19 protein-coding genes are annotated in these 24,355 nt (G+C 63.1%); 14 read left to right on the top strand and 5 right to left on the bottom strand.

The genetic code is table 11. The features are described 5' to 3' along the window. The first annotated feature begins 29 nt into the window (after window positions 1-29). The 4 genes from IB241_RS21040 to IB241_RS21025 are packed head-to-tail and all read left to right on the top strand — an operon-like array spanning window position 30 to window position 5,814. Entirely contained in the window at window positions 30-1,730 is a 1,701-nt protein-coding gene (locus IB241_RS21040) for a type I secretion system permease/ATPase (RefSeq protein WP_192300129.1), read from the top strand. Continuing rightward, entirely contained in the window at window positions 1,727-3,019 is a 1,293-nt protein-coding gene (locus IB241_RS21035; protein WP_192300128.1) for an HlyD family type I secretion periplasmic adaptor subunit, read from the top strand. Before IB241_RS21040 ends, IB241_RS21035 begins: the two co-directional genes overlap by 4 nt. 2 nt (window positions 3,020-3,021) lie before the next feature. After that, complete coding sequence (locus IB241_RS21030) at window positions 3,022-4,359, top strand: TolC family outer membrane protein (RefSeq protein ID WP_192300127.1); 1,338 nt, start codon at window positions 3,022-3,024, stop codon at window positions 4,357-4,359. 42 nt (window positions 4,360-4,401) lie between these two features. Beyond that, the gene (locus tag IB241_RS21025) at window positions 4,402-5,814 is read left to right on the top strand and encodes a lipase (protein WP_192300126.1); all 1,413 of its coding nucleotides are present in this window, start codon (window positions 4,402-4,404) and stop codon (window positions 5,812-5,814) included. A 149-nt stretch (window positions 5,815-5,963) separates the two neighbouring features. Here IB241_RS21025 and IB241_RS21020 read toward each other — a convergent pair whose 3' ends face one another. Further along, on the bottom strand, window positions 5,964-6,188 hold the full coding sequence (locus IB241_RS21020; RefSeq protein ID WP_192300125.1) for a YgdI/YgdR family lipoprotein: 225 nt from the start codon (window positions 6,186-6,188) through the stop codon (window positions 5,964-5,966). Window positions 6,189-6,375: 187 nt separating this feature from the next. On the opposite strand from IB241_RS21020, the gene IB241_RS21015 reads away from it, so the two are divergent. The 3 genes from IB241_RS21015 to IB241_RS21005 all read left to right on the top strand — a co-directional run bounded on the left by IB241_RS21015 (window position 6,376) and on the right by IB241_RS21005 (window position 11,284). Further along, a complete protein-coding gene (locus tag IB241_RS21015) occupies window positions 6,376-8,019 on the top strand; it encodes a VRR-NUC domain-containing protein (RefSeq protein WP_192300124.1) in 1,644 nt (547 codons plus the stop codon). Then, window positions 8,016-10,271 (top strand): ATP-dependent DNA helicase, encoded by a 2,256-nt coding sequence (locus IB241_RS21010; protein ID WP_192300123.1) that lies wholly within the window; start codon window positions 8,016-8,018, stop codon window positions 10,269-10,271. Before IB241_RS21015 ends, IB241_RS21010 begins: the two co-directional genes overlap by 4 nt. An 80-nt stretch (window positions 10,272-10,351) precedes the next feature. Continuing rightward, window positions 10,352-11,284 carry an alpha/beta fold hydrolase gene (locus IB241_RS21005; RefSeq protein ID WP_192300122.1) on the top strand — a complete coding sequence of 311 codons (933 nt, stop codon included), beginning with the start codon at window positions 10,352-10,354 and terminating at the stop codon, window positions 11,282-11,284. On the opposite strand, the gene IB241_RS21000 is transcribed toward IB241_RS21005, so the two are convergent. Further along, the gene (locus IB241_RS21000; RefSeq protein WP_192300121.1) at window positions 11,247-12,713 is read right to left on the bottom strand and encodes a sensor histidine kinase; all 1,467 of its coding nucleotides are present in this window, start codon (window positions 12,711-12,713) and stop codon (window positions 11,247-11,249) included. The genes IB241_RS21005 and IB241_RS21000 overlap by 38 nt on opposite strands. Continuing rightward, window positions 12,710-13,420, bottom strand: coding sequence for a response regulator transcription factor (locus IB241_RS20995; protein ID WP_192300120.1), 711 nt, complete (start codon window positions 13,418-13,420; stop codon window positions 12,710-12,712). Before IB241_RS20995 ends, IB241_RS21000 begins: the two co-directional genes overlap by 4 nt. A gap of 147 nt (window positions 13,421-13,567) precedes the next feature. Here IB241_RS20995 and IB241_RS20990 point away from each other — a divergent pair, with 147 nt between their 5' ends. Together IB241_RS20990 and msrA are read left to right on the top strand one after the other, a co-directional pair. Continuing rightward, on the top strand, window positions 13,568-15,262 hold the full coding sequence (locus IB241_RS20990) for a cytochrome c biogenesis protein DipZ (protein WP_192300119.1): 1,695 nt from the start codon (window positions 13,568-13,570) through the stop codon (window positions 15,260-15,262). An 82-nt stretch (window positions 15,263-15,344) separates the two neighbouring features. Then, the gene (msrA, locus tag IB241_RS20985) at window positions 15,345-16,037 is read left to right on the top strand and encodes a peptide-methionine (S)-S-oxide reductase MsrA (RefSeq protein WP_192300118.1); all 693 of its coding nucleotides are present in this window, start codon (window positions 15,345-15,347) and stop codon (window positions 16,035-16,037) included. 32 nt (window positions 16,038-16,069) lie between these two features. On the opposite strand, the gene IB241_RS20980 is transcribed toward msrA, so the two are convergent. Together IB241_RS20980 and IB241_RS20975 are read right to left on the bottom strand one after the other, a co-directional pair. Next, window positions 16,070-17,020 (bottom strand): alpha-E domain-containing protein, encoded by a 951-nt coding sequence (locus IB241_RS20980; protein ID WP_192300117.1) that lies wholly within the window; start codon window positions 17,018-17,020, stop codon window positions 16,070-16,072. A gap of 2 nt (window positions 17,021-17,022) precedes the next feature. Further along, complete coding sequence (locus IB241_RS20975; protein WP_192300116.1) at window positions 17,023-18,432, bottom strand: circularly permuted type 2 ATP-grasp protein; 1,410 nt, start codon at window positions 18,430-18,432, stop codon at window positions 17,023-17,025. Window positions 18,433-18,916: 484 nt separating this feature from the next. Here IB241_RS20975 and IB241_RS20970 point away from each other — a divergent pair, with 484 nt between their 5' ends. From IB241_RS20970 to IB241_RS20950, 5 genes are all read left to right on the top strand, one after another. After that, window positions 18,917-19,462, top strand: coding sequence for a hypothetical protein (locus IB241_RS20970; RefSeq protein ID WP_192300115.1), 546 nt, complete (start codon window positions 18,917-18,919; stop codon window positions 19,460-19,462). 393 nt (window positions 19,463-19,855) lie between these two features. After that, window positions 19,856-21,388, top strand: a complete 1,533-nt coding sequence (locus tag IB241_RS20965) for a sugar ABC transporter ATP-binding protein (protein WP_192300114.1) — start codon at window positions 19,856-19,858, stop codon at window positions 21,386-21,388. Next, window positions 21,381-22,361, top strand: a complete 981-nt coding sequence (locus tag IB241_RS20960) for an ABC transporter permease subunit (protein ID WP_192300113.1) — start codon at window positions 21,381-21,383, stop codon at window positions 22,359-22,361. Before IB241_RS20965 ends, IB241_RS20960 begins: the two co-directional genes overlap by 8 nt. Window positions 22,362-22,398: 37 nt before the next feature. Beyond that, the gene (locus IB241_RS20955; protein ID WP_192300112.1) at window positions 22,399-23,331 is read left to right on the top strand and encodes an ABC transporter substrate-binding protein; all 933 of its coding nucleotides are present in this window, start codon (window positions 22,399-22,401) and stop codon (window positions 23,329-23,331) included. A gap of 21 nt (window positions 23,332-23,352) precedes the next feature. Continuing rightward, window positions 23,353-24,345, top strand: coding sequence for a LacI family DNA-binding transcriptional regulator (locus tag IB241_RS20950; protein WP_192300111.1), 993 nt, complete (start codon window positions 23,353-23,355; stop codon window positions 24,343-24,345). Window positions 24,346-24,355: the final 10 nt, after the last annotated feature.

The raw sequence follows: 24,355 nt of genomic DNA, 5'->3' as shown, positions 1-24,355 counted from the left end.
ATTGTTTGGTTCAAGTGAGATCGGAAGACATGGCCACACCGCCTTTATTCAAAGCGCTGGGTGAATACAAGAACCTCTTGATCAGCGTTGGCTGTTTCACGGCATTGATTAACCTGTTGATGCTGGTGCCGTCGATTTACATGCTGCAAGTGTATGACCGCGTGCTGTCCTCCCAGAATGAAACCACCCTGGTGATGTTGACACTGATGGTCGTGGGCTTCTTTGTGTTTATTGGCACACTGGAGGCGATCCGCAGTTTTATCGTGATCCGCATCGGCAGCCAATTGGAGCGGCGTTTCAACTTGCGCGTCTACAAGGCCGCGTTTGAACGCAACCTGCACTGCGGCCAGGGGCACGCCGGGCAGTCCCTTGGCGACTTGACCCATATCCGCCAATTCATCACCGGCCCTGCGTTGTTCGCGTTTTTTGATGCGCCGTGGTTTCCCATCTATCTGCTGGTGATTTTCCTGTTCAACGTCTGGCTTGGCGTGTTGGCCACGGCCGGTGCGCTGTTGTTGATCGGCTTGGCGTGCCTCAACGAATACCTGACCAAAAAGCCGTTGGGCGAGGCCAGCGGTTACTCGCAGCAATCCACGCAACTGGCCACCAGCCATTTGCACAATGCCGAGACTATCCAGGCCATGGGCATGCTCGGCGCGTTGCGTCAGCGCTGGTTTGCCGTGCATACGCAATTTCTCGGCCTGCAGAATCGGGCCAGTGACACCGGTGCGGTAATCACTTCCCTGAGCAAATCCCTGCGCCTGTGCCTGCAATCGTTAGTGCTGGGGCTTGGCGCTTGGCTGGTGATCAAGGGCGACATGACCGCCGGGATGATGATCGCCGGTTCCATCCTGATGGGCCGGGTGCTCAGTCCCATCGACCAGTTGATTGCGGTGTGGAAACAGTGGAGTTCGGCCAAGTTGGCCTACCAGCGCCTGGATGCGTTGCTGCGCGAGAGCCCGGAGGCCGTCGAGCCGATGAAGTTGCCGGCGCCCAACGGCCAGGTCAGTTTCGAACAGGTCAGCGCGGGCCCGCCGGGGCGGCGTGTGGCGACGCTGCACCACGTCAGTTTCAACCTTGGCGCCGGGGAGGTGCTGGGTGTGCTCGGCGCCTCGGGCTCCGGCAAATCCACCCTGGCCCGGGTGCTGGTGGGCGTGTGGCCGACCCTGGCGGGCACGGTGCGCCTGGATGGCGCCGACATCCACCGCTGGGACCGCGACGACCTCGGCCCGCACATCGGCTACCTGCCCCAGGACATCGAGCTGTTCAGCGGCAGCATTGCCGACAACATCGCGCGTTTTCGCCAGGCCGACCCGCAGCTCGTGGTCAAAGCCGCGCAACAAGCCGGGGTACATGAACTGATCCTGCGCCTGCCCCAAGGCTACGACACCGTACTGGGCGACAACGGCTGCGGGCTGTCCGGCGGCCAGAAGCAACGGGTGGCCCTGGCCCGCGCGTTGTACGGCGGGCCGCGGCTGATTGTGCTGGATGAGCCCAACTCCAACCTCGACACCCAGGGCGAAGCTGCTCTGGCCAGCGCCATCGTGCAGATGAAAGCCCAGGGCAGCAGCGTGGTACTGGTCACCCATCGCTCGGCGGCATTGGCCCAGGCCGACAAGCTGCTGGTGCTCAACGACGGCCAGCTGCAAGTGTTCGGACCCAGCCAGGAAGTGCTGCGGGCGTTGTCCGGGCAGCGTGAACAACCGCCTCAAGAGAGGATGCCAGCATGATCCACGAACAACACGACGCCGGCTTTTTTGTGCGCATGGGCTGGTTGCTGACAGTGCTCGGCGCCGGCGGTTTTTTCCTTTGGGCCAGCCTGGCGCCGCTGGACCAGGGCATTCCGGTGCAAGGCACGGTGGTGGTGTCGGGCAAGCGCAAGGCTGTGCAAACCCTCAGCCCCGGCGTGGTCAGCGCGATTCTGGTGCGTGAGGGCGAGGCGGTCAAACAAGGCCAGCCGCTGTTTCGTCTCGACCAGACCCAACACCAGGCTGACGTGCAATCGCTGCAAGCCCAATACCGCATGGCCTGGGCCAGCGTGGCGCGATGGCAGAGCGAGCGCGATAACCGCCCCGGCATCGTTTTTCCGGCCGAACTGAGCAGCAATCCCGACCCGGCCCTGGCCTTGGTCCTGGAAGGCCAGCGCCAACTGTTCAGCAGCCGCCGCGAAGCCTTTGCCCGCGAGCAGGCCGGGATTCGCGCCAACATCGAGGGTGCCACCGCGCAACTGGGCGGCATGCGCCGTGCGCGCAGTGACCTGACGGCCCAGGCCCAATCCCTGCGCGATCAGTTGGCCAACCTGCAACCCCTGGCCGACAACGGCTACATCCCGCGCAACCGCTTGTTGGAGTACCAGCGCCAACTGTCCCAGGTGCAACAGGACCTGGCGCAAAACAGCGGCGAAAGCGGCCGGGTCGAGCAGGGCATCCTTGAATCGCGTCTGAAATTGCAGCAGCACGGCGAGGAATACCAGAAAGAGGTACGTAGCCAACTGGCCGACGCGCAATTGCGCAGCCTGACCCTGGAGCAGCAGTTGACGTCCGCCGGGTTCGACCTGCAACACAGCCAGATCAACGCGCCGGCCGATGGGATTGCAGTCAACCTCAGCGTGCACACCGTCGGCGCAGTGGTGCGCGCCGGTGAAACCCTACTGGAGATCGTGCCCCAGGGCACACGCCTGGAAGTCGAAGGGCGCTTGCCGGTGCACCTGGTGGACAAGGTCGGCACGCAACTGCCGGTCGACATTCTGTTCACCGCCTTCAACCAGAGCCGCACGCCACGGGTGCCCGGGCAGGTCAGCCTGATTTCGGCCGACCAGATGCTCGATGAAAAGACCGGCGCGCCGTACTACGTGCTGCGCACCACGGTCAGCGAGCTGGCGCTGGAGAAACTCCACGGCCTGGTGATCAAGCCCGGCATGCCCGCCGAAATGTTCGTGCGTACCGGCGAGCGTTCGCTGCTCAATTACCTGTTCAAGCCGCTGCTGGATCGCGCCGGCTCCGCATTGACCGAGGAATAAACATGAAAGCGGTGTTTATCGCCTTGCTGCTCAGTTGTACCACTGCCCACGCCGCCATGGGCCCGTTCGACGTGTACGAGCAGGCCCTGCGCAACGACCCGGTGTTCCTCGGCGCCATCAAGGAGCGCGACGCCGGCCTGGAGAATCGCACCATCGGCCGTGCCGGCCTGCTGCCCAAGCTGTCGTACAACTACAACAAGGGGCGCAACAACTCCCAGGCCACCTTGCCCGACGGCCGTGGTGGCAACTATCACGATGACCGCAACTACAACAGCTACGGCTCCACGTTCAGCCTGCAACAGCCGCTGTTCGACTACGAAGCCTATGCCAACTACCGCAAGGGCGTGGCCCAGGCACTGTTTGCCGACGAGAGTTTTCGCGACAAGAGCCAGGCGTTGCTGGTGCGGGTGTTGTCCTACTACACCCAGGCGTTGTTCGCACAGGACCAGATCGACATTGCCCGGGCCAAGAAGAAGGCCTTCGAGCAGCAGTTCCAGCAAAACCGTCACTTGTTCGAGCGGGGTGAGGGCACGCGCACGGACATTCTCGAAGCCGAGTCCCGTTACGAGTTGGCCAGCGCCGAAGAGATCCAGGCGCTGGATGAGCAGGACGCGTCCTTGCGCGAACTGGGCGCGTTGATCGGCGTACCAAGCGTCAACATCAACGACCTGGCGCCGCTGAACCAAGGCTTCGCCGCGTTCACCCTGAGCCCGGCCAACTACGACACCTGGCATGCGCTGGCGATCAGCAACAACCCGACGCTGGCCTCCCAGCGCCAGGCCCTGGAAGTGGCGCGTTATGAAGTGGAACGCAACCGCGCCGGGCATTTGCCCAAAGTCACGGCGTATGCCAGTTCGCGCCAGCAGGAGTCCGACAGCGGCAATACCTACAACCAGCGCTACGACACCAACACCATCGGCATTGAAGTCAGCCTGCCGCTGTATGCCGGTGGCGGTATTGCCGCCTCCACCCGCCAGGCCAGCCGCGCCATGGAGCAGGCCGAGTACGAACTGGAGGGCAAGACCCGCGAAACCCTGATCGAGCTGCGGCGCCAGTTCAGCGCGTGCCTGTCGGGGGTGAGCAAATTGCGTGCGTACCAGAAGGCCCTGGTCTCGGCCGAAGCGCTGGTGGTGTCGACAAAGCAAAGCATCCTCGGTGGCGAGCGGGTCAACCTCGACGCGCTCAACGCCGAGCAGCAGCTCTACAGCACCCGCCGCGACCTCGCCCAGGCGCGCTACGACTACCTGATGGCCTGGACCAAATTGCATTACTACGCCGGCAACCTGCGTGACACCGACCTGGCCAAGGTGGATGAGGCGTTTGGGCCGGCGCAACGGTGACCGCCGATCTCGCGCATTCCAACAACAAAAAGAGGCATCAGCATGGGTATCTTCGATTACAAAAACTTCGGACCCGAGGGTTCCAAGGCGTTGTTCGCCGACGCCATGGCAATCACCTTGTACAGCTATCACAACCTGGATAACGGCTTTGCCGTGGGTTACCAGCACAACGGCCTGGGCTGGGGTTTGCCCGCCACTTTGGTCGGCGCGGTGCTCGGTGGCAGCGATTCCCAAGGGGTGATTCCAGGTATCCCGTGGAACCCGGATTCGGAAAAGGCCGCCCTGGATGCCGTGCAAAAGGCCGGCTGGACGCCCATCAGCGCCAGCGCCCTGGGCTACGCCGGCAAGGTTGATGCGCGGGGCACATTCTTTGGGGAAAAGGCCGGCTACACCACGGCGCAAGTCGAGGTGCTGGGCAAGTACGATGACGCGGGCAAATTGCTCGAAATCGGCATCGGCTTTCGCGGTACGTCCGGGCCACGGGAAAGCCTGATCAGCGACTCCATCGGCGATTTGGTCAGTGACCTGCTGGCCGCGCTGGGGCCCAAGGATTATGCGAAGAACTACGCCGGTGAGGCATTTGGCGGGCTGCTGAAAAATGTTGCCGACTACGCCAGTGCCCATGGCCTGCACGGCGCCGATGTGCTGGTCAGCGGTCATAGCCTGGGCGGCCTGGCGGTCAACAGCATGGCCGACTTGAGCGGCAGTCGGTGGTCAGGGTTCTACAAGAACGCCAACTACGTAGCCTACGCCTCGCCGACCCAAAGCAGCGGCGACAAGGTGCTCAATATCGGCTACGAAAATGACCCGGTGTTCCGCGCGCTGGACGGCTCATCGTTCAACCTGTCGTCCCTCGGCGTGCATGACAAGCCCCATGAGTCGAGCACCGACAATATCGTCAGCTTCAACGACCACTACGCCTCGACCCTGTGGAATGTGCTGCCGTTTTCCATCACCAACCTGCCGACCTGGATCTCCCATCTGCCCACCGGGTATGGCGACGGGCTGACACGGGTCGTTGAATCGGGTTTCTACGAGCAGATGACCCGCGATTCCACGGTCATCGTCGCCAACCTGTCCGACCCGGCACGCGCCACCACCTGGGTGCAGGACCTCAACCGCAACGCCGAACCGCACAAGGGCAATACCTTCATCATTGGCAGCGACGGCAACGACCTGATCCAGGGCGGCAAGGGCGTGGACTTTATCGAGGGTGGCAAGGGCAATGACACGATTCGCGACAGCAGTGGGCACAATACCTTTCTGTTCAGCGGGCAGTTTGGCCAGGACCGGGTGATCGGCTATCAGGCGACGGACACGCTGCTGTTCAAGGATGTGCAGGGCAGTGTGCAATACCGGGAGCAGGGTGGGGACACGCTGATCAGTGTGGGTGCGGATTCGGTCACGCTGGTCGGCGTGAGCGGCTGGACGGGAGAGGGGATGGTGATCAGCTAAAGCTGGAATGCCTTGAAACTGTGGGAGCGGGCTTGCTCGCGAAGGCGGCGTGTCAGTCGCCATATATACCAACTGACCGACTGCCTTCGCGAGCAAGCCCGCTCCCACACAAGCCCGCTCCCCAAATATTCGCGGTCGGCTCCGGAGAATTACTTTTCCTTGATGACTGTTGCCACATCCGCAGCCTTGACCCGCACACGCTTGCCGGCGATGTCAGTGAACTCATAGAAACCGTCGGCGGTGTTGGTTTTTGGAAGGTCCTGGGTCAAATACTGCGTGCCGTTTTGCAGCGTCACTACGGTTTGCGTCGCGCAACCGGCCAATACCAGAAAAGTGAGTGCAACCAGGGGAAGACCCAAATTCTTCATGTTCATAACCCTTACCTTTAACCTTGAAAAGTCCCACGCCAGAGGCTGCGGGCGACAAATTTTACGCCATCGACTTCCCCATCAGATCACTTTTATACAAAAAGTTGCGTGAGCCATTTATCTATTACCGATTGCAACAAGCCGTTTGCGACGGCACTCTGTATGCATAACCAGTATTTGACCTCTACGTGCCATGGCCAACCCCCTCGAAGACCCGCTCTATTACCTGCAAAACTTCCGTCAGGTCCTGCAATGGCTGGGGCAACGCTATGCCGACCTGCTCGACCCTGACGAAACGCAGTTCATTCAGCAATTTGACAGCTTGCCCCAGGCGTCCCAGGCCTTGCTGGTGCGCATGGTCATGCGCAAGGGCGTGCATTTTCGTGCGGGCAAGCTCAATTATCTGGAAATCGGTTGCACCCACGCCGCCGCGCAGCCGCTGTTGCAGTTGGGGTGGGTAAACGACCAGCAACCGCTGGCGTTTGAAGAGCTGTTCGCCTTGCTGCAAAAAGGCGAGATCCTCAATGCCTTCAAACCGTGGATCGACCAGCCCAAGGCCAACAAAGTCGAGTGGCTGGCAGGCCTGGCGGCGCAGTTCCCCGAGAGCCTCAGCTTTGCCCAGTGGTGCCCCGCGCTGCCCGACACGCTGTACAGCCTCACGGTGATGGACATGTGTGACCGCCTGCGCCTGATGTTCTTCGGCAACCTGTATCAGGACTGGTCCGAATTCGTGCTGGCGGACCTGGGCATCTACACCTATGAAAAAGTCGAGATCTGCGCCGAATCCCGCGGTTTGCGCAGCCGTGATGACGTGCAGGGTTTCCTGTTCCTGCATGGCTGCCAGCAAGCCTTCGAGGCCGGTGAGCCGATCGAGGACATACGCACGCGCATCACCGCCCTCAATACCGACAACCCCTGGTTGGAACGGCGTCGGGCCAAGCTGTTGTTTCTGCTCGGGCAGCATTGTGAACGCCTGGCTGAGCTGGCGCTGGCGGCACAGATCTACCGCACCTGCGCCTACCCTGGCGCGCGTGCGCGGCTGATCCGCGTGCTGGAACGCCAGGAGGACTACGCCCAGGCCATGGCCCTGGCGAGTGCCGCGCAACAAACCCCGGAAAGTGCCGCCGAGCAACAGCACCTGCTGCGCGTGCTGCCACGTCTGCGGCGCAAGTTGGGCGAACCGGCGCTGCCCAGGCTCAAGCCACGCGAGGTCACGCGCCTGGACCTGGCACTGCCGCAGGCTCTGGAGTCGGTGGAAGCCAGCGTACAGGCACACCTGAACGAGCCCGACGCGCCGGTGCATTACGTCGAGAACGGTCTGATCAACTCGCTGTTTGGCCTGCTGTGCTGGGACGCGATCTTCGCGCCGCTGCCGGGCTCGTTTTTCCACCCGTTCCAACGCGGGCCGGCGGACCTGCACAGCGAAGACTTCCATCAGCGCCGTGCCGACTTGTTCGCAGCCTGTTTCGCGCAACTGCAGGACGAGCGCTACAAGGCCACGATCCGCCAGCGCTACCAGGAAAAGTGGGGCATCCAGTCACCGTTCGTGTTCTGGAACCTGCTCAACGAAGAACTGCTGGAACAGGCCTTGGCGTGCTTTCCCGCCGTGCATTTGCGCCACTGGTTCGAGCGCCTGCTGCTGGACATCCGCGCCAACCGCGCCGGGATGCCGGACCTGATCCAGTTCTGGCCCGCGCAAAACACCTATCGCATGATCGAAGTCAAAGGCCCCGGCGACCGCCTGCAGGACAACCAGTTGCGCTGGCTGGAGTTCTGCGCCGAACACCAGATGCCGGTCACCGTCTGCTACGTGCGCTGGGCGGAGTCGTCGGTTTGAGCTACAACGTGGCAGTGCGCGCGCTGTGTGAGTTCACGGCCAAGGTCGGCGACCTCGACCTACGCTTCACGCCGTCGCCCAGCGCCCAGGAAGGTATCGTCGGCCATCGCACCGTCGCCTCGCGGCGCAACGCGCATTACCAGCATGAAGTCGCCCTGGAGGGCGAGTACCAGCAGCTCACGGTGCGGGGCAGGGCGGACGGCTACGACCCGGACGCCAACCGCCTGGAGGAAGTGAAGACCTATCGCGGCGACCTCGATGCCCAGCCTGCCAACCACCGGCAACTGCACTGGGCCCAGGTCAAGGTGTATGGCTGGCTGATGTGCCAGAAGCTTGGGTTGACGGACATCGACCTGGCGCTGGTGTACTTCGACATTGTCGGCGAGGGCGAAACGCTACTGCACCAGCGTTATAGCGCCGCCGAACTGGAGACCTTCTTCAACGCCCAGTGCGCGCAGTTCCTCGGCTGGGCCCAGCAGGAAATGCAGCACCGCGCCGCCCGCAACAGCGCCGCGCAAACCCTGGGGTTTCCGCACGCCGGGTTTCGCACGGGCCAACGCTCGCTTGCGGAGACGGTCTTTAAGGCCGTCACCACCGGCCGCTGCCTGATGGCCCAGGCTCCCACGGGCATCGGCAAGACCATCGGCACGATCTTCCCGCTGCTCAAGGCCCTGGCGCCGCAGCAACTGGACAAGCTGTTCTTCCTCACCGCCAAGACTCCGGGGCGCAAGCTCGCCCTCGACGCCGCCGATGTGCTGCACCGCAGCCACCCGGACTTGCCCTTGCGCGTGCTGGAACTGGTCGCCCGCGACAAGGCCTGCGAACACCCGGACAAAGCCTGCCACGGCGATTCGTGCCCATTGGCCAAAGGCTTCTACGACCGCCTGCCCGCTGCCCGCAGTGCCGCTTCGCAGGTGCGCCAGCTCGATCAGCGCAACTTGCGCGAGGTGGCCCTGGCCCACGACGTGTGCCCGTATTACCTGAGCCAGGAAATGGCGCGCTGGGCCGACCTGATCGTCGCCGACTACAACTACTATTTCGACTTTGGCGCCATGCTGTTCGGCCTGGCCCAGCTCAACCAGTGGCGGGCGGCGGTGCTGGTGGACGAAGCGCACAACCTGGTGGAGCGCGCCCGCTCGATGTACAGCGCCAGCCTTGACCAATACCACCTCAAGACCCTGCGCGACAGTGCGCCCGAGCCGCTGAACAAACCCCTGCAACGCCTGAACCGCGAATGGAATGCGCTGCACAAGGACCAGCTCGCGCCCTACCAGGCCTACGCGAGCCGTCCAGACAAATTTCTGCACGCCCTGGGCCTGTGTACCAGCGCCATGGGTGACTATTTCAACGACCACCCGCAAGCCCTCAGCGGCGAGTTGCAAACCTTCTACTTCGACGCATTGCAATTTGCCAAGGTCGCCGAGCTGTTCAATGAACAGTTCATTTTTGACATCAGCAAACGCCAACACAGCGGCAAGCGCAGCAGCTCGACCCTGTGCCTGCGCAACGTGGTACCTGCCGAGTTCATTCGCCCACGGCTCACCGCGGCGCGCAGCAGTGTGCTGTTTTCCGCGACCCTGAGTCCGCGTCACTACTACGCCGACCTGCTGGGGCTGCCGGCGGACACCGCGTGGATCGACGTGGAGTCGCCGTTCAAGGCCGCGCAGCTCAAGGTGCGCATCGTCGATCAGATCTCCACGCGCTTCGTGCACCGCCAGGCCTCGCTGGAACCCATCGTCGCGTTGATCGCCACGCAGTTCGCGCAGCGGCCGGGCAACTACCTGGCGTTTTTTTCCAGCTTTGACTACCTGCAACAGGTCGCGCAATTGCTCGCCGAACGCCACCCGCAGATCCCGCTGTGGCTGCAATCGCGCGGCATGGCCGAGGCCGAGCGCCAGGCATTTCTCGAGCAGTTCACCGAACACAGCCAGGGCATCGGCTTTGCCGTGCTTGGCGGTGCGTTTGGCGAGGGTATCGACTTGCCCGGTGCGCGCCTGATCGGTGCGTTTATCGCCACCCTGGGCCTGCCGCAACTGAACCCGGTCAACGAACAGATCAAGCAGCGCATGGCCACGATCTTTGGTGCCGGTTACGACTACACGTATTTGTACCCTGGGCTACAAAAGGTGGTGCAGGCCGCCGGGCGGGTGATTCGTGGCCAGCAGGACGAGGGCGTGGTGATGTTGATCGACGACCGCTTCGGCGAGGCGCGGGTGCGCCAGTTGTTGCCGCGCTGGTGGGCGGTGGAGTGAGTTATTCCCGTCGTCAATGATGCTGGCACTGTCGCCGCCAATCCCCCAGGCTAGGCCAAACCTTCAGCCAGGCCCTGCCCATGCGCCAGCAAATCCTCTGCGTCAACGCTATTGAGTTAAGCGTGCACATCAGCGGTCCCGAACACGGCCAGCCGATCTGGCTGCTGCACGGTTTCCCGGAATGCTGGCATTCCTGGCGCGCGCAGATCCCGGCGCTGGCGGCGGCGGGTTATCGGGTGTTTGCGCCTGAGATGCGCGGCTACGGCCAATCCGGCGCGCCCGCCGAGGTGGCCGACTACGACCTGCTGACCCTGTGCGCCGACATCCAGCAGGCCATGGATCATTTCGGCCACACCGAGGTGGTGATGGTCGGCCACGACTGGGGCGCGGTGGTGGCCTGGCACCTGGCGTTGCTGGAGCCCGAACGCGTCACGCGGCTGATCACGCTGTCGGTGCCGTTCGCCGGGCGAGCGCGCCGGCCGGTGATTGACATCATGGCTGAGCTGTATGCCGAGCGTTTCAATTACATCCTGTATTTCCAGGAACCCGGCGTGGCCGAGCAGGAACTGAACGCCGACATCGAACGCACGCTGCGCCTGTTCATGCAGGACCAGGACGTGTTCCTGCAACACAAACCGGCCACTGCGCGCTTGCTTGAAGGCGTCGGTATGCCTGGCGCCTTGCCGTCATGGTGTTCCCGCGAGGATCTTGACGTGTACGTGCAAACCTTCGCCGAACACGGCTTTCGCGGCCCGCTGAACTGGTATCGCAACTTCACGCGCAACTGGCAGCGCACCGAATGCCTCGCCGGCCGCCAGGTGCTCCAGCCCACACTGTTCCTGATCGGCGACCGCGACCCGGTCGGCGTGTTTGAAGCGCACACCCTCAAGCGCATGCCCGATTGTGTGCCGGACCTTGAGCAGCACGTGCTGCCCAACTGCGGCCACTGGATCCAGAACGAGCAGGGCCAACAGGTCAACGAACTGATGCTCGCCTTTCTAGGGAAAAAGTAAACGTCGCCCCGCGGCCGGGCCGCTCCACCAGGCGAATGCTGCGCCCGTGCAATTGCAGGATGCGGTGCACGATGCGCAAGCCCAGGCCGCCATCGCGCCGTGCGCCGCCAATGGTGAAGGCGCGCAGGAACAAGCCTTCATGCAGCTCGGCATCGATGCCCGGGCCGCTGTCGCTGACGGTCACGCTGACGCTGTCGGCCTCGACAGCCAACAGCACTTCGACGTCGCCATTGACCGGGGTGTGCCGCAAGGCGTTGTCCAGCAGGTTGGTCAGTACGCGCTCGATCAAGCCGAGGTCGGCCATGACTGCCGGCACCTGCGCCGGCAGGCTGGCGCTGAGGCTGATACCGCGCGCTTCGGCGCTCAATTCGAACTTCTGGAAGACGTCCTGCACCAGGTCCGGCAGCGAAAAGCCTTCGAGCACCGGCTGGACAAAACCATGTTCCAGGCGCACCAGTTCCAGCAGCGATTGGGCCAGGCCGCCGACTTTGCGGCTCTGGTCCAGGGCAATCCCGAGGTAGCGCCGGCGTTCCTCGGCGCTCAAGGTCGCGTCCTTGAGGGACAGGGTTTCCAGGTAGCCGTGCAACGAAGCCAGGGGCGTGCGCAGGTCGTGGGAGATGTTCGCAACCATCTCCCGGCGTTCCTGTTCCTGGCGGGTGAGGGCGCGCCACTGTTCGCCGAGGCGGTTTTCCATCTGCATGAAGGCGTGGTCGAGCACGGCGATTTCATCGCCGCTGTCAGAGGTGGGCGCGATGTTTTCCGCTGGTTTGGGGGCACCATTGATGTCGAATCGGCCAACCTTGTCGGTGAGCTGGCGCAATGGCCGGGTGATCCAGGCAAACGCCAGCAGGCCCGCCAACAGACACAGCAGCGCGACCAGGCCGATGCACCACAGCGCAATCTTCAGCGCCATGCCGGTGGCGTCCTTGGCATCGAACACATCGTGGGCCTCGCCGAGAAGTACCACATACAGAAAGCCGGTTTGCGTGCCGTTGGCCTTGAGCGGCGCGGCGCTGAACACCTTGCGCGCGTCGACGCTGCGCGGGTCGTCGCCGAGGATCGGCAACATGGCGCCACTGAGGAAACGGCGGATCGGCGCGAGGTCGACCCGGTCGCGCAGCAGGTGCCCGCTCGGCGCCGCATTGCCGACCACGCGCCCCTCGATGTCGAGCAAATACACCTCGACACTCGGGTTCACCAGCATCAGTTGGCCGAACAGGTTGCGCACCGCATCGGGCTTGAGGCCGTCGGCATCCATCAACTGCGTGTCACGGGCGATATGCGCTGCCAGGTCGCGGGACACGCCTTGCACCACTTCCAGCTCGTGCATGCGGTTGGAGCGCACCTGCAACCACGCCGAGGTGCTGCTGCAGATCAGCAGCAACACGGCAAACACCACCGACAGGCGCTGGGTCAGGGTCAGTTTCATGGGCCGTTCTCGGCGAACTTGTAGCCACGGCCCCACACCGTGAGGATGCGCGCCGGGTTGGCCGGGTCGGCCTCGACCTTGGCGCGCAGGCGGTTGATATGGGTGTTTACCGTGTGCTCGTAACCTTCATGGTTGTAGCCCCACACGGCGTTGAGCAGGTCCATGCGCGAGAACACCTTGCCCGGCTGGCGGGCAAAGAAATACAGCAGGTCAAATTCCCGGGGCGTGAGCTCCAGGGGCTGGCCGTGCAAAGTGGCCTCGCGACTCAGCGGGTTGATGAACAGTGGCCCAAGGTCGAGGCTGCCGGCATCCATTTTCAGGTTGCGCGCCATGGCGTCGACCCGGCGCAGCAGCGCCTTGACCCGGGCAACCAGCTCGGGCAGCGAGAACGGCTTGGCCAGGTAATCGTCGGCACCCAGCTCCAGGCCGAGGATGCGGTGCAGCTCGCTGGAGCGCGCGCTGGTGATGATGATCGGGGTGTAGCGCGTCATGGCGCGGGCGCGGCGGCAGATCTCCAGGCCGTCGACGCCGGGCAGCATCAGGTCGAGGATCAGCGCATCCCAGCCGCCTTGCTCCAGCAGGCGCAGGCCTTCGTTGCCATCGGCACTGTGCACCACTTCGAACTGTTCATCGCGCAGGTGCAGGAGGATCAAGTCGGCGATATGGGCATCGTCCTCAACCACCAGGACACGTTTGGGCTGATCCATGTAAGCGAAACCTTGGCTTGTAGTCGGCGCATTGTGCGGCTTTTGCCACAGTGTAGTTATCACGAATTGTTTAACTCTGCGTGAGGATTGCGCGACCGGCCTGGGCGCAGGATGGGGCTACTTGTTCATTCTGTTAAGGGGCAATCAATGTGGCTTCTGGTTCTCGCATATCTGGGCGGCGTGCTGACAATCGTCAGCCCGTGCATCCTGCCGGTTCTGCCTTTTGTCTTCGCTCGCACCGGGCAGCCGTTTTTGCGCAGTGGCTTGCCGCTGTTGGCGGGGATGGCGGTGACGTTCGCCCTGGTGGCCTCGCTGGCGGCGGTGGGCGGCGGTTGGGTGGTGCAAGTCAATCAATACGGGCGCTGGCTCGCGTTGCTCTGCGTGGCGCTGTTTGGGCTCACGCTGTTGCTGCCACGGCTGTCGGAGCGCCTGACGCGCCCGCTGGTCGCCGCCGGCAGCCGTTTATCCGAGGCGGCCGGGGCCGATGCCAGGCCACGGCCGGGGGCGTCGTTCCTGATCGGCGTGGCCACCGGGCTGCTTTGGGCGCCGTGCGCCGGGCCGATCCTCGGGCTGGTGCTGACCGGCGCCGCCCTGCAAGGCGCCAGTATCGGTACTACCTTGCTGTTGCTGGCTTACGCTGCCGGTGCCGCCACGTCCCTGGCGTTGGCGCTGCTGGTCGGCGGTAAGGTGTTTGGCTTGATGAAAAAATCCCTCGGTGCCGGTCAATGGCTGCGCCGCGGCCTTGGCGCGTTGATGCTCGTCGGGGTGGCAGCCATTGCCCTGGGCCTGGATACCGGCGTGTTGGCGCGGTTGTCGACGGCCTCCACCGGCGGCTTGGAGCAACACCTGGTGGATCGCCTGAGCGCCAAACCCCAGGGCGGGGCGATGATGATGGCGGCCAACCACAGCGACACGCTGCCGATAGAGGGCGCGCTACCCTCCCTGGACGGCGCCGTGCAATGGCTCAACAGCCCGCCACTGAGCGCCGAGGCGCTCAAGGGCAAAGTGGTGCTGGTGGATTTCTGGACCTACTCCTGCATCAACTGCCTGCGCACCTTGCCCTACGTCAAAGCCTGGGCCGACAAGTACCGCGAGCAGGGCCTGGTGGTGATCGGTGTACATGCTCCGGAGTTCGCCTTTGAGCGCGACGTGAACAACGTTACCCAGGCGATGAAGGACCTGGGGATCAACTACCCGGTGGCGATCGACAACAACTACAAGATCTGGCGTGCGTTCAACAACCAGTACTGGCCGGCACATTACTTTGCCGACGCCAACGGCCAGATCCGTTACCACCACTTTGGCGAGGGCGACTACGCCGAATCGGAGCGGGTGATCCAGCAGTTGTTGCGCGAAGCCGGGGCAAAAAACGTCGCGGGCGGCTTGATCGACGTGGATGCCAAGGGCGTGCAACAGGCGCCGGACCTGAACACCGTGCAGTCGCCGGAAACCTACCTGGGCGCGCAGCGTGCCGAGCACTTCGTCAAGTCCGGCCCCCTGGCGTTGAACAACTGGACCCTGGACGGCCAATGGAACGTAGGCGGCCAGCAAGTCACCCTGGACCAGGCCGGTGGGCGCATCGTCTACCGCTTCCACGCCCGTGACTTGCATTTGGTGCTGGCCCCCGGCGCAGATGGCAAGCCTGTGCGCTTCAAGGTCACGATCGACGGCAAGGCCCCAGGTGACGCCCACGGCACGGATGTCGCCCCGGATGGCAGCGGCGTGGTGACCGAGCAGCGCCTGTACCAACTGGTGCGCCAGCCGGGGGCGGTGCAGGACCGCACCTTCAGCATTGAGTTTCTGGACCCGAACGTAGCGGCCTACGCCTTCACCTTCGGCTAACTGATTGATGAACTGATAACCCAATCAATGGGGGAGCGAGCAAGCCGGCTCCCACCGTTGACCGTATTCTGGAGTGAGTTTTATGAAAGTTCTCAGATGGCTACCTGCATTGGCCTTGGCTGCCTTTATCAGCCAGGCCCAGGCGTTCTCCTTCGGTTCTTCTGACGATGCTGTCGTCATCCCACCGCCCGCCCTGGACTTGCCGGCATCGGGTGATCTGCAAACGGCGGTCTTCGCCGGTGGTTGCTTCTGGGGCGTGCAAGGGGTTTTCCAGCATGTGCAGGGTGTAAAAAACGCGGTCTCCGGGTATGACGGCGGCGCGGCGGGCACGGCGCAGTACGAGTCTGTCAGCGCAGGCAACACTGGCCATGCCGAGGCGGTCTCCGTCACGTTTGACCCGAGCAAGATCAGCTACGGCAAGCTGCTGCAGATCTATTTTTCGGTGGCCCACAACCCCACCGAACTCAACCGCCAGGGCCCGGATACAGGCACGCAGTACCGCTCGGCGATCTTTGCGCAGGATGCCGAGCAGCAGAACGTCGCCCAGGCGTATATCACGCAGCTGGATGCGGCGAAGGCGTTTGATAAGCCCATCGTGACCACAATCGAGAGGGGCAAGACGTTCTACCCGGCGGAGGCCTATCACCAGGACTTTCTCAGCGAGAACCCGTCTTACCCGTACATCGTGATCAATGATCTGCCGAAGGTGGCGCAGTTGAAAAAGCTGTTTCCCGAGCAGTACCGCGCTGAGCCGGTGCTGGTAAAAACCCAATAGCCCGCTCCCACGTCGTTGTTCCTCAGTGTGGTTTAGACCACTTCCAGGTAAGACGCGTGTATGGCCCGGGCCAGTTCGCGCACGGTGTCGATAAAGTCCGTCAGGCGGCTGTGCAGGCCATCCTCAAGAATTTCATCAATCCCGGTATAGCGCAGCCGCGCCTCGAACTCCGCCGCCAGACGCTGGGCCGTACGCCCATAACTGCCAGGCAAGTCCGCAAGGATATGACTCAACTCCTCGATACACGCATGCAGCGACCTCGGCACGTCACTGCGCAACAGCAGCAGCTCCGACACCGAGCGCGCATTCAGCGCATTCGGGTACAGCTCGGTGTACGCCTCGAACGACGACAACGCCCGGAGCAGGGCGCTCCACTGGTAGTAGCCGCGTGCGGACAGGTCGCTGACTTCCTCCGACTCTTCGCCAAACATCTCGTAGCGCGCATCCAGCAGGCGCAAGGTGTTGTCGGCACGTTCGACAAAGGTGCCCAGGCGAATAAACCGGTAGGCATCGTTGCGCATGATGGTCCCCGACGTCGCGCCACGGAACAGGTGCGAACGCTGCTTGACCCAATCACAGAAGTGGCTGATGCCGTGGCGCGCCAGGCCGCCGGCGGCGATGCTGCGCATTTCCAGCCAGGTCGCGTTGAGGTTTTCCCACATGTCGGCGGTGATGCGCCCGCGCACTGCATGGGCGTTGCCCCGGGCGGCGCGCAGGCAGTTGTAGATGCTGGCGGGATTTTCTTCGTCGAGGGCGAAGAAGTGCAGCATGCGCTCGGCGTCCAGTTGCTTGTGGCGCTCAAGGTAGCTTTCCAGGGTGCCGCTGCTGAGCAACGACATGGCCAGTTCGTCCAGACCGTCGCTGCGTCCGGCCTGGGGCATCAACGACAACGAGTAACTGACTTCCAGCATGCGCGCCAGGTTCTCGGCACGCTCCAGGTAACGGGACATCCAATACAGATCTGCGGCGGTTCTACTCAACATACTCAGCCCTCCACCACCCAGGTGTCCTTGGTTCCGCCGCCTTGCGACGAGTTGACGATCAACGAACCTTCACGCAGTGCCACACGCGTGAGGCCGCCGGGCACCAGGCGGGTTTCCTTACCCGACAGCACGAACGGGCGCAGATCGATGTGCCTGGGCGCAATGCCGTTTTCGACAAAGGTCGGGCAGGTGGACAGGCTCAGTGTGGGTTGGGCGATGTAGGCGTGGGGGCGCGCCTTGATGCGTTGACGGAAGTCCTCGATCTCGGCCGCGCTGGAGGCCGGGCCGACCAGCATGCCGTAGCCGCCGGAGCCCTGGGTTTCCTTGACCACCAGTTCCGGCAGGTGCGCCAGCACATGGGACAACTCGTCGGGTTTGCGGCATTGGAAGGTCGGCACGTTTTGCAGCACCGGCTCTTCGTCGAGGTAGAAGCGGATCATCTCCGGCACGTAGGGGTAGATCGACTTGTCATCGGCCACTCCGGTGCCGATGGCGTTGGCCAGCACCACGTTGCCGGCGCAGTAGGCGGCGACCAGGCCGGGCACGCCGAGCATCGACTCGGGGTTGAAGGCCTGGGGGTCGAGGAACGCGTCGTCGATGCGGCGGTAGATCACATCCACGGCTTTGGGGCCGTCGGTGGTGCGCATGAACACCTTGAGGTCGTGCACGAACAGGTCGGCGCCCTCCACCAGTTCCACGCCCATTTCCCGGGCAAGGAAGGCGTGCTCGAAAAACGCGCTGTTGAAGCGGCCGGGGGTGAGTACCACGACGTTGGGGTTGTCCAGGCGGCTTGAGCTTTTGAGGGTCTTGAGCAGCAGGTTGGGGTAGTGGTCCACCGGCGCGATGCGTTGCTTGGCGAACACCTCGGGGAACAGGCGCATCATCATCTTGCGGTCTTCGAGCATGTAGCTCACGCCGCTGGGGGTACGCAGGTTGTCTTCGAGCACGTAGTAGGTACCGTCGCCATCGCGCACCAGGTCGACGCCGGAGATGTGCGAGTAGATGTCGCGGTGCAGGTCGAGGCCGACCATGGCCTGCTGGTAACCCTCGTTGCCCAGCACCTGGTCGGCGGGAATGATCCCGGCCTTGATGATGCGCCGGTCGTGGTAGATGTCGGCGAGGAACATGTTCAGTGCCGTGACGCGCTGGATGCAGCCACGTTCGATCACGCGCCACTCACTGGCGGGGATGCTGCGCGGGATGATGTCGAAGGGGATCAGGCGCTCGGTGTCTTGCTCGTCGCCATACAAGGTGAAGGTGATGCCGGCGCGGTGGAACAGCAAGTCGGCTTCGCGGCGACGCTGGGCCAGCAGTTCCGGTGGCGTATTGGCCAACCAGCGGGAGAATTCCTGATAGTGCGCGCGGCAGGCGCCGTTTGCGTCATTCATTTCATCGAAGAAAGATCGAGCCATTCCAGTACCTTGTCAGTGCCGAGTGGGGCTTGGGGGGCACTGCCGTTTAAAAAAACGCATGTTTTTATGAGCCCATGGCTGAAGGTGCCAATGGGCCTGGTCCTTACTTTCTTATGGGGTCGGCTCTGGGTCGGGTTGTAACGAAAGCTCCTGTGTGCGGGCGGTGTTCAATGACTAAAGCAATGCCTGTGCCGGAACCTCTAAATCCCTAAACTGCGAACCCGCGCAACCCCTAGTGAGCGGGCTTGCCCCGCGCTGGGGGGCGCAGCCGCCCCAACAAGACCGCCGCGGTATTTCAGGAAGACCGCGGTGTCTGGGTTTGGGGCGGCTTCGCCCCCCAGCGCGGGGCAAGCCCGCTCACTACAACGGCGACAGCTCGCACAGGGGGAGGGTGCGCTTTGCGCTGATTTGGTGCGCGAACAAACTTGAACTTCATCCGGTGCCCCTTCTTCTAACAGGACTCGACCTCCCACGGAGCACCGCCGTGCCCAGAATCATCTCGCCGCATTCCCCGGAAACGGCCCTGACCGACCACAGCGAACACAACGCCAAGATCTTCGGCTCGCCCAAGGATCGCCTGGACTTCTACCGCCGTGAGATCCAGTACGAAACCACGATCCTGGCCAACCGCACAGACGCCTACCTCACGGCGCAATCCTTCCTGGTCATCGCCTTCGTCTCCGGCATGGGCAACCTCAACCCCGAGTGGGGCAAGCTGTTCACCCTGGTGGTGCCGGCGTTCCTGGTCTTGCTCGGCATTCTCAGCTCGCTGAACGCCTGGCCGGGGATTCGCGCGGCGTATGAAATCATTGACCACTGGCACTACAAGCAAAGCGAGCTGTTGCGCAGTGAACCGGTGATGGGCCTTGCGTACGACGATTCACCGCTGTTCTGCGAGACCGAGTCGTCCCACAAGGGCTACCGCAAGTCGCTGCTATTCTCAATGCGTGCGCCGTGGCTGTTTATGGTGTTCTGGTTGTTGCTGGGCGCCTATGCGTTTTATATCCAGGTGGACAACCCGGGTTCATAGAGGTGTGGATCATGTCGGATGAACGTGAGCAGGAACCGCAAGAGGAACTCAACGACCCCGGCAATGAAGACCCCGGTTCGCTGATGGATGATGCGCAGGTGCCGCTCATCGAAGAGCAGGAGCCTTAGCGCACCGCTCCAACAGCCATGGCTGCCCCGCACCCTGCAAGCTGGTCGCACCCAACCTCCTTTCCCAAGGCCAATGGCGGCGCTGTGGCTACCACTGCGCGCGATGGACTGTGCGTGCGTACTAACCGGACTTTTGCACAAAAGTCGTTGGTGAAACGTTTCTTCAAGCACAAAAACAGCTAAGCAAGCGCTTGCGCAAGCAAAAGCTTCTGTTTTAGAGTCGGCCCCGCTCGACCACAAAAATAATAAAACCAGGAGCTCAGCCATGAGCCTTGAACCCTTGCTTGAGATGCAGGGCATCAGCAAAACCTTCAACGGTTTGCGTGTGCTCAAGAATGTCGGCCTGAAGGTCTACCCCGGCGAAATCCACGCCTTGATGGGGGAGAACGGCGCCGGCAAATCCACCTTGATGAAAATCCTCTCCGGCGCCTACCAGGCCGATCCCGGCGGTGAAATCCGCATTGCCGGCCAACCCGTCGCCAGCTTCGACCCTGCCACCGCCAAAACCCTCGGCATTGCCGTGATCTATCAGGAACTGAGCCTGTGCCCCAACCTCAGCGTGGCCGAGAACATCTACCTGGGGCGTGAACTGCGGCGCGGCTGGACCATCGACCGCAAGGGCATGCAGGACGGTTGCCGCGAGGTGCTGCAGCGCCTGGGCGCCGAGTTCACGGCGGCGACGCGGGTCAGCAGCCTGTCGATTGCCGAGCGCCAACTGGTGGAAATCGCCCGCGCCCTGCATGCCCACGCCAAGATCCTGGTGATGGACGAACCGACCACGCCGCTGTCCTCCCGCGAGACCGACCGCCTGTTTGCGTTGATCAAGCAACTGCGCAGCCAGGGCCTGGCGATCATCTATATCAGCCACCGCATGGCCGAGATCTATGAGCTGTCGGACCGGGTCTCGGTGCTGCGTGACGGCCAGTACATCGGCGAACTGACCCGCGACGCGCTGTCGGCCGAGGTGCTGGTGAAAATGATGGTGGGTCGTGACCTGTCCGGCTTCTACAAGAAGGAGCACGCTGCCTATAACCCCGGAGACGTGGTGATGCGCGTGCGCGACATGGCCGACGGCAAGCGCGTGCGCAATTGCAGCTTCGACCTGCATGCCGGTGAAGTGCTGGGCATCGCCGGGTTGGTGGGGGCAGGGCGCACCGAGCTGGCGCGGCTGATCTTCGGTGCCGACCCACGCACCCACGGCACCCTTGAAGTGGTCGGCAAGACCGTCACCCAACTGCGCACTCCGGCGGACGCGATCCGCGCCGGCGTGGTGTACCTCACCGAGGACCGCAAGGCCCAGGGCCTGTTCCTCGACATGAGCGTGGCCGACAACATCAACGTCTGCGCCTGCGTGCCGGACGCCCACGCCGGTGGCGTGCTGGATCGCGGCCACGGTGCGCAGCGTGCCAGTGAAGCGATCAAGGCGCTGTCGATCCGGGTGGCGTCGGGCAAGGTCAATGTCGGCGCGTTGTCCGGCGGCAACCAGCAAAAAGTGCTGCTGGCGCGGTTGCTGGAGGTCAAGCCGCATGTGCTGATCCTCGACGAGCCGACGCGGGGCGTGGACATCGGCTCCAAATCCGAGATCTACCGCATCATCAATCAACTGGCGCAGGCCGGCGTGGGCATCGTGGTTATCTCCAGCGAACTGCCGGAGATCATCGGCACTTGCGACCGTGTGCTGATCATGCGCGAAGGCCAGTTGGTCGCCGAGGTCGGCGGCGCATCCGGTCAGGTTATTTCCCAGGAACGCATTATTGACCTCGCCACGGGTGGCGATCAGGTGGTGGCCAATGGCTGAATTGCAGATGACGACAACAATGGGCAAGGCAGAACGTGCACGTGAGTTGATGCGCACGGTGGGCATGTTGCCGGTGCTGGTGCTGTTGCTGGTGGGCTTTGCCCTGGCCAGCGAAAACTTCCTGACTATGCAGAACCTGTCGATCATCACCCAGCAGGCCTCGGTCAATGTGGTGCTGGCGGCGGGCATGACCTTTGTGATCCTCACGGCGGGCATCGACCTGTCGGTGGGCGCGATCCTGGCGGCGTCGGCGGTAGTGGCGTTGCAGGCGTCGATGTCGCCGCAGTTCGGCATGTTCGGGATCGCGGCGGGCATCGGTTTTGGTCTGTTGCTGGGCTTGGTCAACGGCGGCTTGATCGCGTTCATGCGCCTGCCGCCGTTTATCGTCACCCTCGGTGCGCTGACTGCCATGCGCGGTTTGGCGCGCTTGCTGGCGGACGACAAGACCGTGTTCAACCCGGACCTGCCGTTTGCCTTTATCGGCAACGACTCGATCCTCGGCGTGCCGTGGCTGGTGGTGATTGCCGTGGCGGTGGTGGGCTTGTCGTGGTTCATCCTGCGCCGCACCGTGATGGGCGTGCAGATCTATTCGGTGGGCGGCAATCCGGAAGCGGCGCGGCTGTCGGGGATCAAGGTGTGGAAGGTGTTGCTGTTCGTCTACGCCATGTCCGGCGCATTGGCCGGGCTCGGGGCGGTGATGAGTGCTTCGCGGCTGTTCGCGGCCAACGGCCTGCAACTGGGCCAATCCTATGAGCTGGATGCGATTGCCGCAGTGATCCTCGGCGGCACCAGTTTTACCGGCGGCGTCGGCACCATCGGCGGCACGCTGATCGGGGCCCTGATCATTGCGGTGCTCACCAACGGCCTGGTGCTGCTGGGGGTGTCGGACATCTGGCAATACATCATCAAGGGCATCGTGATCATTGGCGCGGTGGCGCTGGATCGTTATCGCCAATCCGGTGCACGCACCTGATTTCACTCGTACAACAACAATCACAAGAGAGACCCGTATGAACTTCAAACGCGTATTTCCCGTTATTGCCCTGGCGGCCCTGATGTCCCAAGCCGTCGAGGCGCGTGAGTTGAAAGCCCTTGGCATCAGCATGGGCTCGCTCGGCAACCCGTACTTCGTGACCCTGGCCGATGGCGCCACGGCGCGGGCCAAGGCGCTGAACCCCAACGTCAAGGTCACCTCGGTGTCAGCCGACTATGACTTGAGCAAGCAGTTTTCGCAGATCGATAACTTCATTTCGTCCAAGGTCGACCTGATCCTGATCAACGCCGTCGACCCGTCGGCCATGGCCTCGGCGATCAAGAAAGCCCGTGACGCCGGGATTGTCGTGGTCGCCGTGGATGTGGATGCCAAAGGGGTCAACGCCACGGTGCAGACCGACAATGTCGAAGCCGGCAAGCTGGCCTGCCAGTACCTGGTGGACAAGCTGGGCGGCAAGGGCAATGTGATCATCCAGAACGGCCCGCAGGTCACGGCCGTGACCGACCGCGTCAAAGGCTGCAAGGCGGCGCTGGCCGGTGCGCCGCAGATCAAGGTGCTGTCCGACGACCAGGACGGCAAAGGCTCGCGTGAAGGCGGCCTGAATGTGATGCAGGGCTACCTCACACGCTTCCCGAAAATCGACGGTTTGTTCGCGATCAACGACCCGCAAGCCATCGGCAGCGACCTGGCCGCCAAGCAACTCAAGCGCAGCGGCATCGTCATCACCTCGGTGGACGGTGCGCCGGACATTGAGAACGCGCTGAAGACCGACACGCAGATCCAGGCCTCGGCCAGCCAGGACCCCTGGGCCATGGCGCAGACGGCGGTGGATGCGGGCAACGACATTCTGAATGACAAAGCCCCTGGCGAAGCGGTTACCCTGCTCACGCCAAAACTGATCACCCGCGACAACGTCGGTACGTACAGCGGTTGGTCGAGCAAACATTGATCGATTAAGGGGAACAGCAACGTGGTGACCATGGATGACGTGGCCAGCCGGGCAGGGGTGTCGACGTCAACCGTGTCCCACGTGTTGAACGGCACCCGCAAGGTCAGCCCGGCCTCGGTGCAGGCGGTGCAGCAGGCGATCCAGGCGTTGGGGTACATTCCCAACACCCTGGCGCGCGCGCTGGCGCGGTCGAGCACCAGCACGATTGGCGTGGCGATCTCGGCGCTGTCCAACCACTACTTCAGCGAAACCGTGCATGCCATTGAAAGCGAGTGCGCCAAGCACGGCTACATGATGCTGTTTGTCGACACCCACGACGACCCGGAGCAGGAGCTGCGGGTGGTCACGGCGCTGCATCACCGGCGTGTCGACGGGGTGATCCTTGCGCCGTCGAACGACTCGAAGGCGCTGGAGTACCTGCGCACCAACCAGATCCCGGCAGTACTGGTGGACCGCATGATGAGCGCGCAATTCGATCAGGTCGGGGTGGAGAATACCCAGGCCACCCAGGCCCTGATCACCCATTTGATTGGCCACGGGCACCGCCGCATCGGTTTTATCGCCGGGCGTACGGGGTTCAGCACCACGGACGAGCGGGTTGCCGGCTATAAGGCTGCTTTGCAGGCGGCGGGGTTGGCGTTTGATCCGCAGTTGCTGGTCAACGGCGGCTCCAACACCGAGCCGGCACGCCAGGCCACGGTGCAGTTGCTCGGGCTGGATGCACCGCCTACGGCAATCATGGCCGGAAACAACCTGATGACCCTTGGCGCGATGCACGCCCTGCGTGACGCGCAGATTGAAGTGCCAGGACAGATGGCCTTGGTGGGGTTTGATGATTTTGACTGGGCCGATTTTTTCGTGCCGCGCCTGACGTTGATTGCCCAGCCGGTCAACGAGCTGGGCGCGCGTGCGGTGCACCTGCTGCTGCAGCGCATGGCGACACCCGAGGCAACGCCGCACAGCGTGCGCCTGGCGCCGAGCCTGCAACTGCGCAATTCATGTGGCTGTATCTGATTGGAATGAC

It is taken from the genome of Pseudomonas sp. PDM05 (assembly GCF_014851685.1).
Classification (GTDB): Bacteria; Pseudomonadota; Gammaproteobacteria; order Pseudomonadales; family Pseudomonadaceae; genus Aquipseudomonas.
Note: the sequence above shows the minus strand (reverse complement) of the source record. Positions and strands in the feature narration are given on the sequence as shown.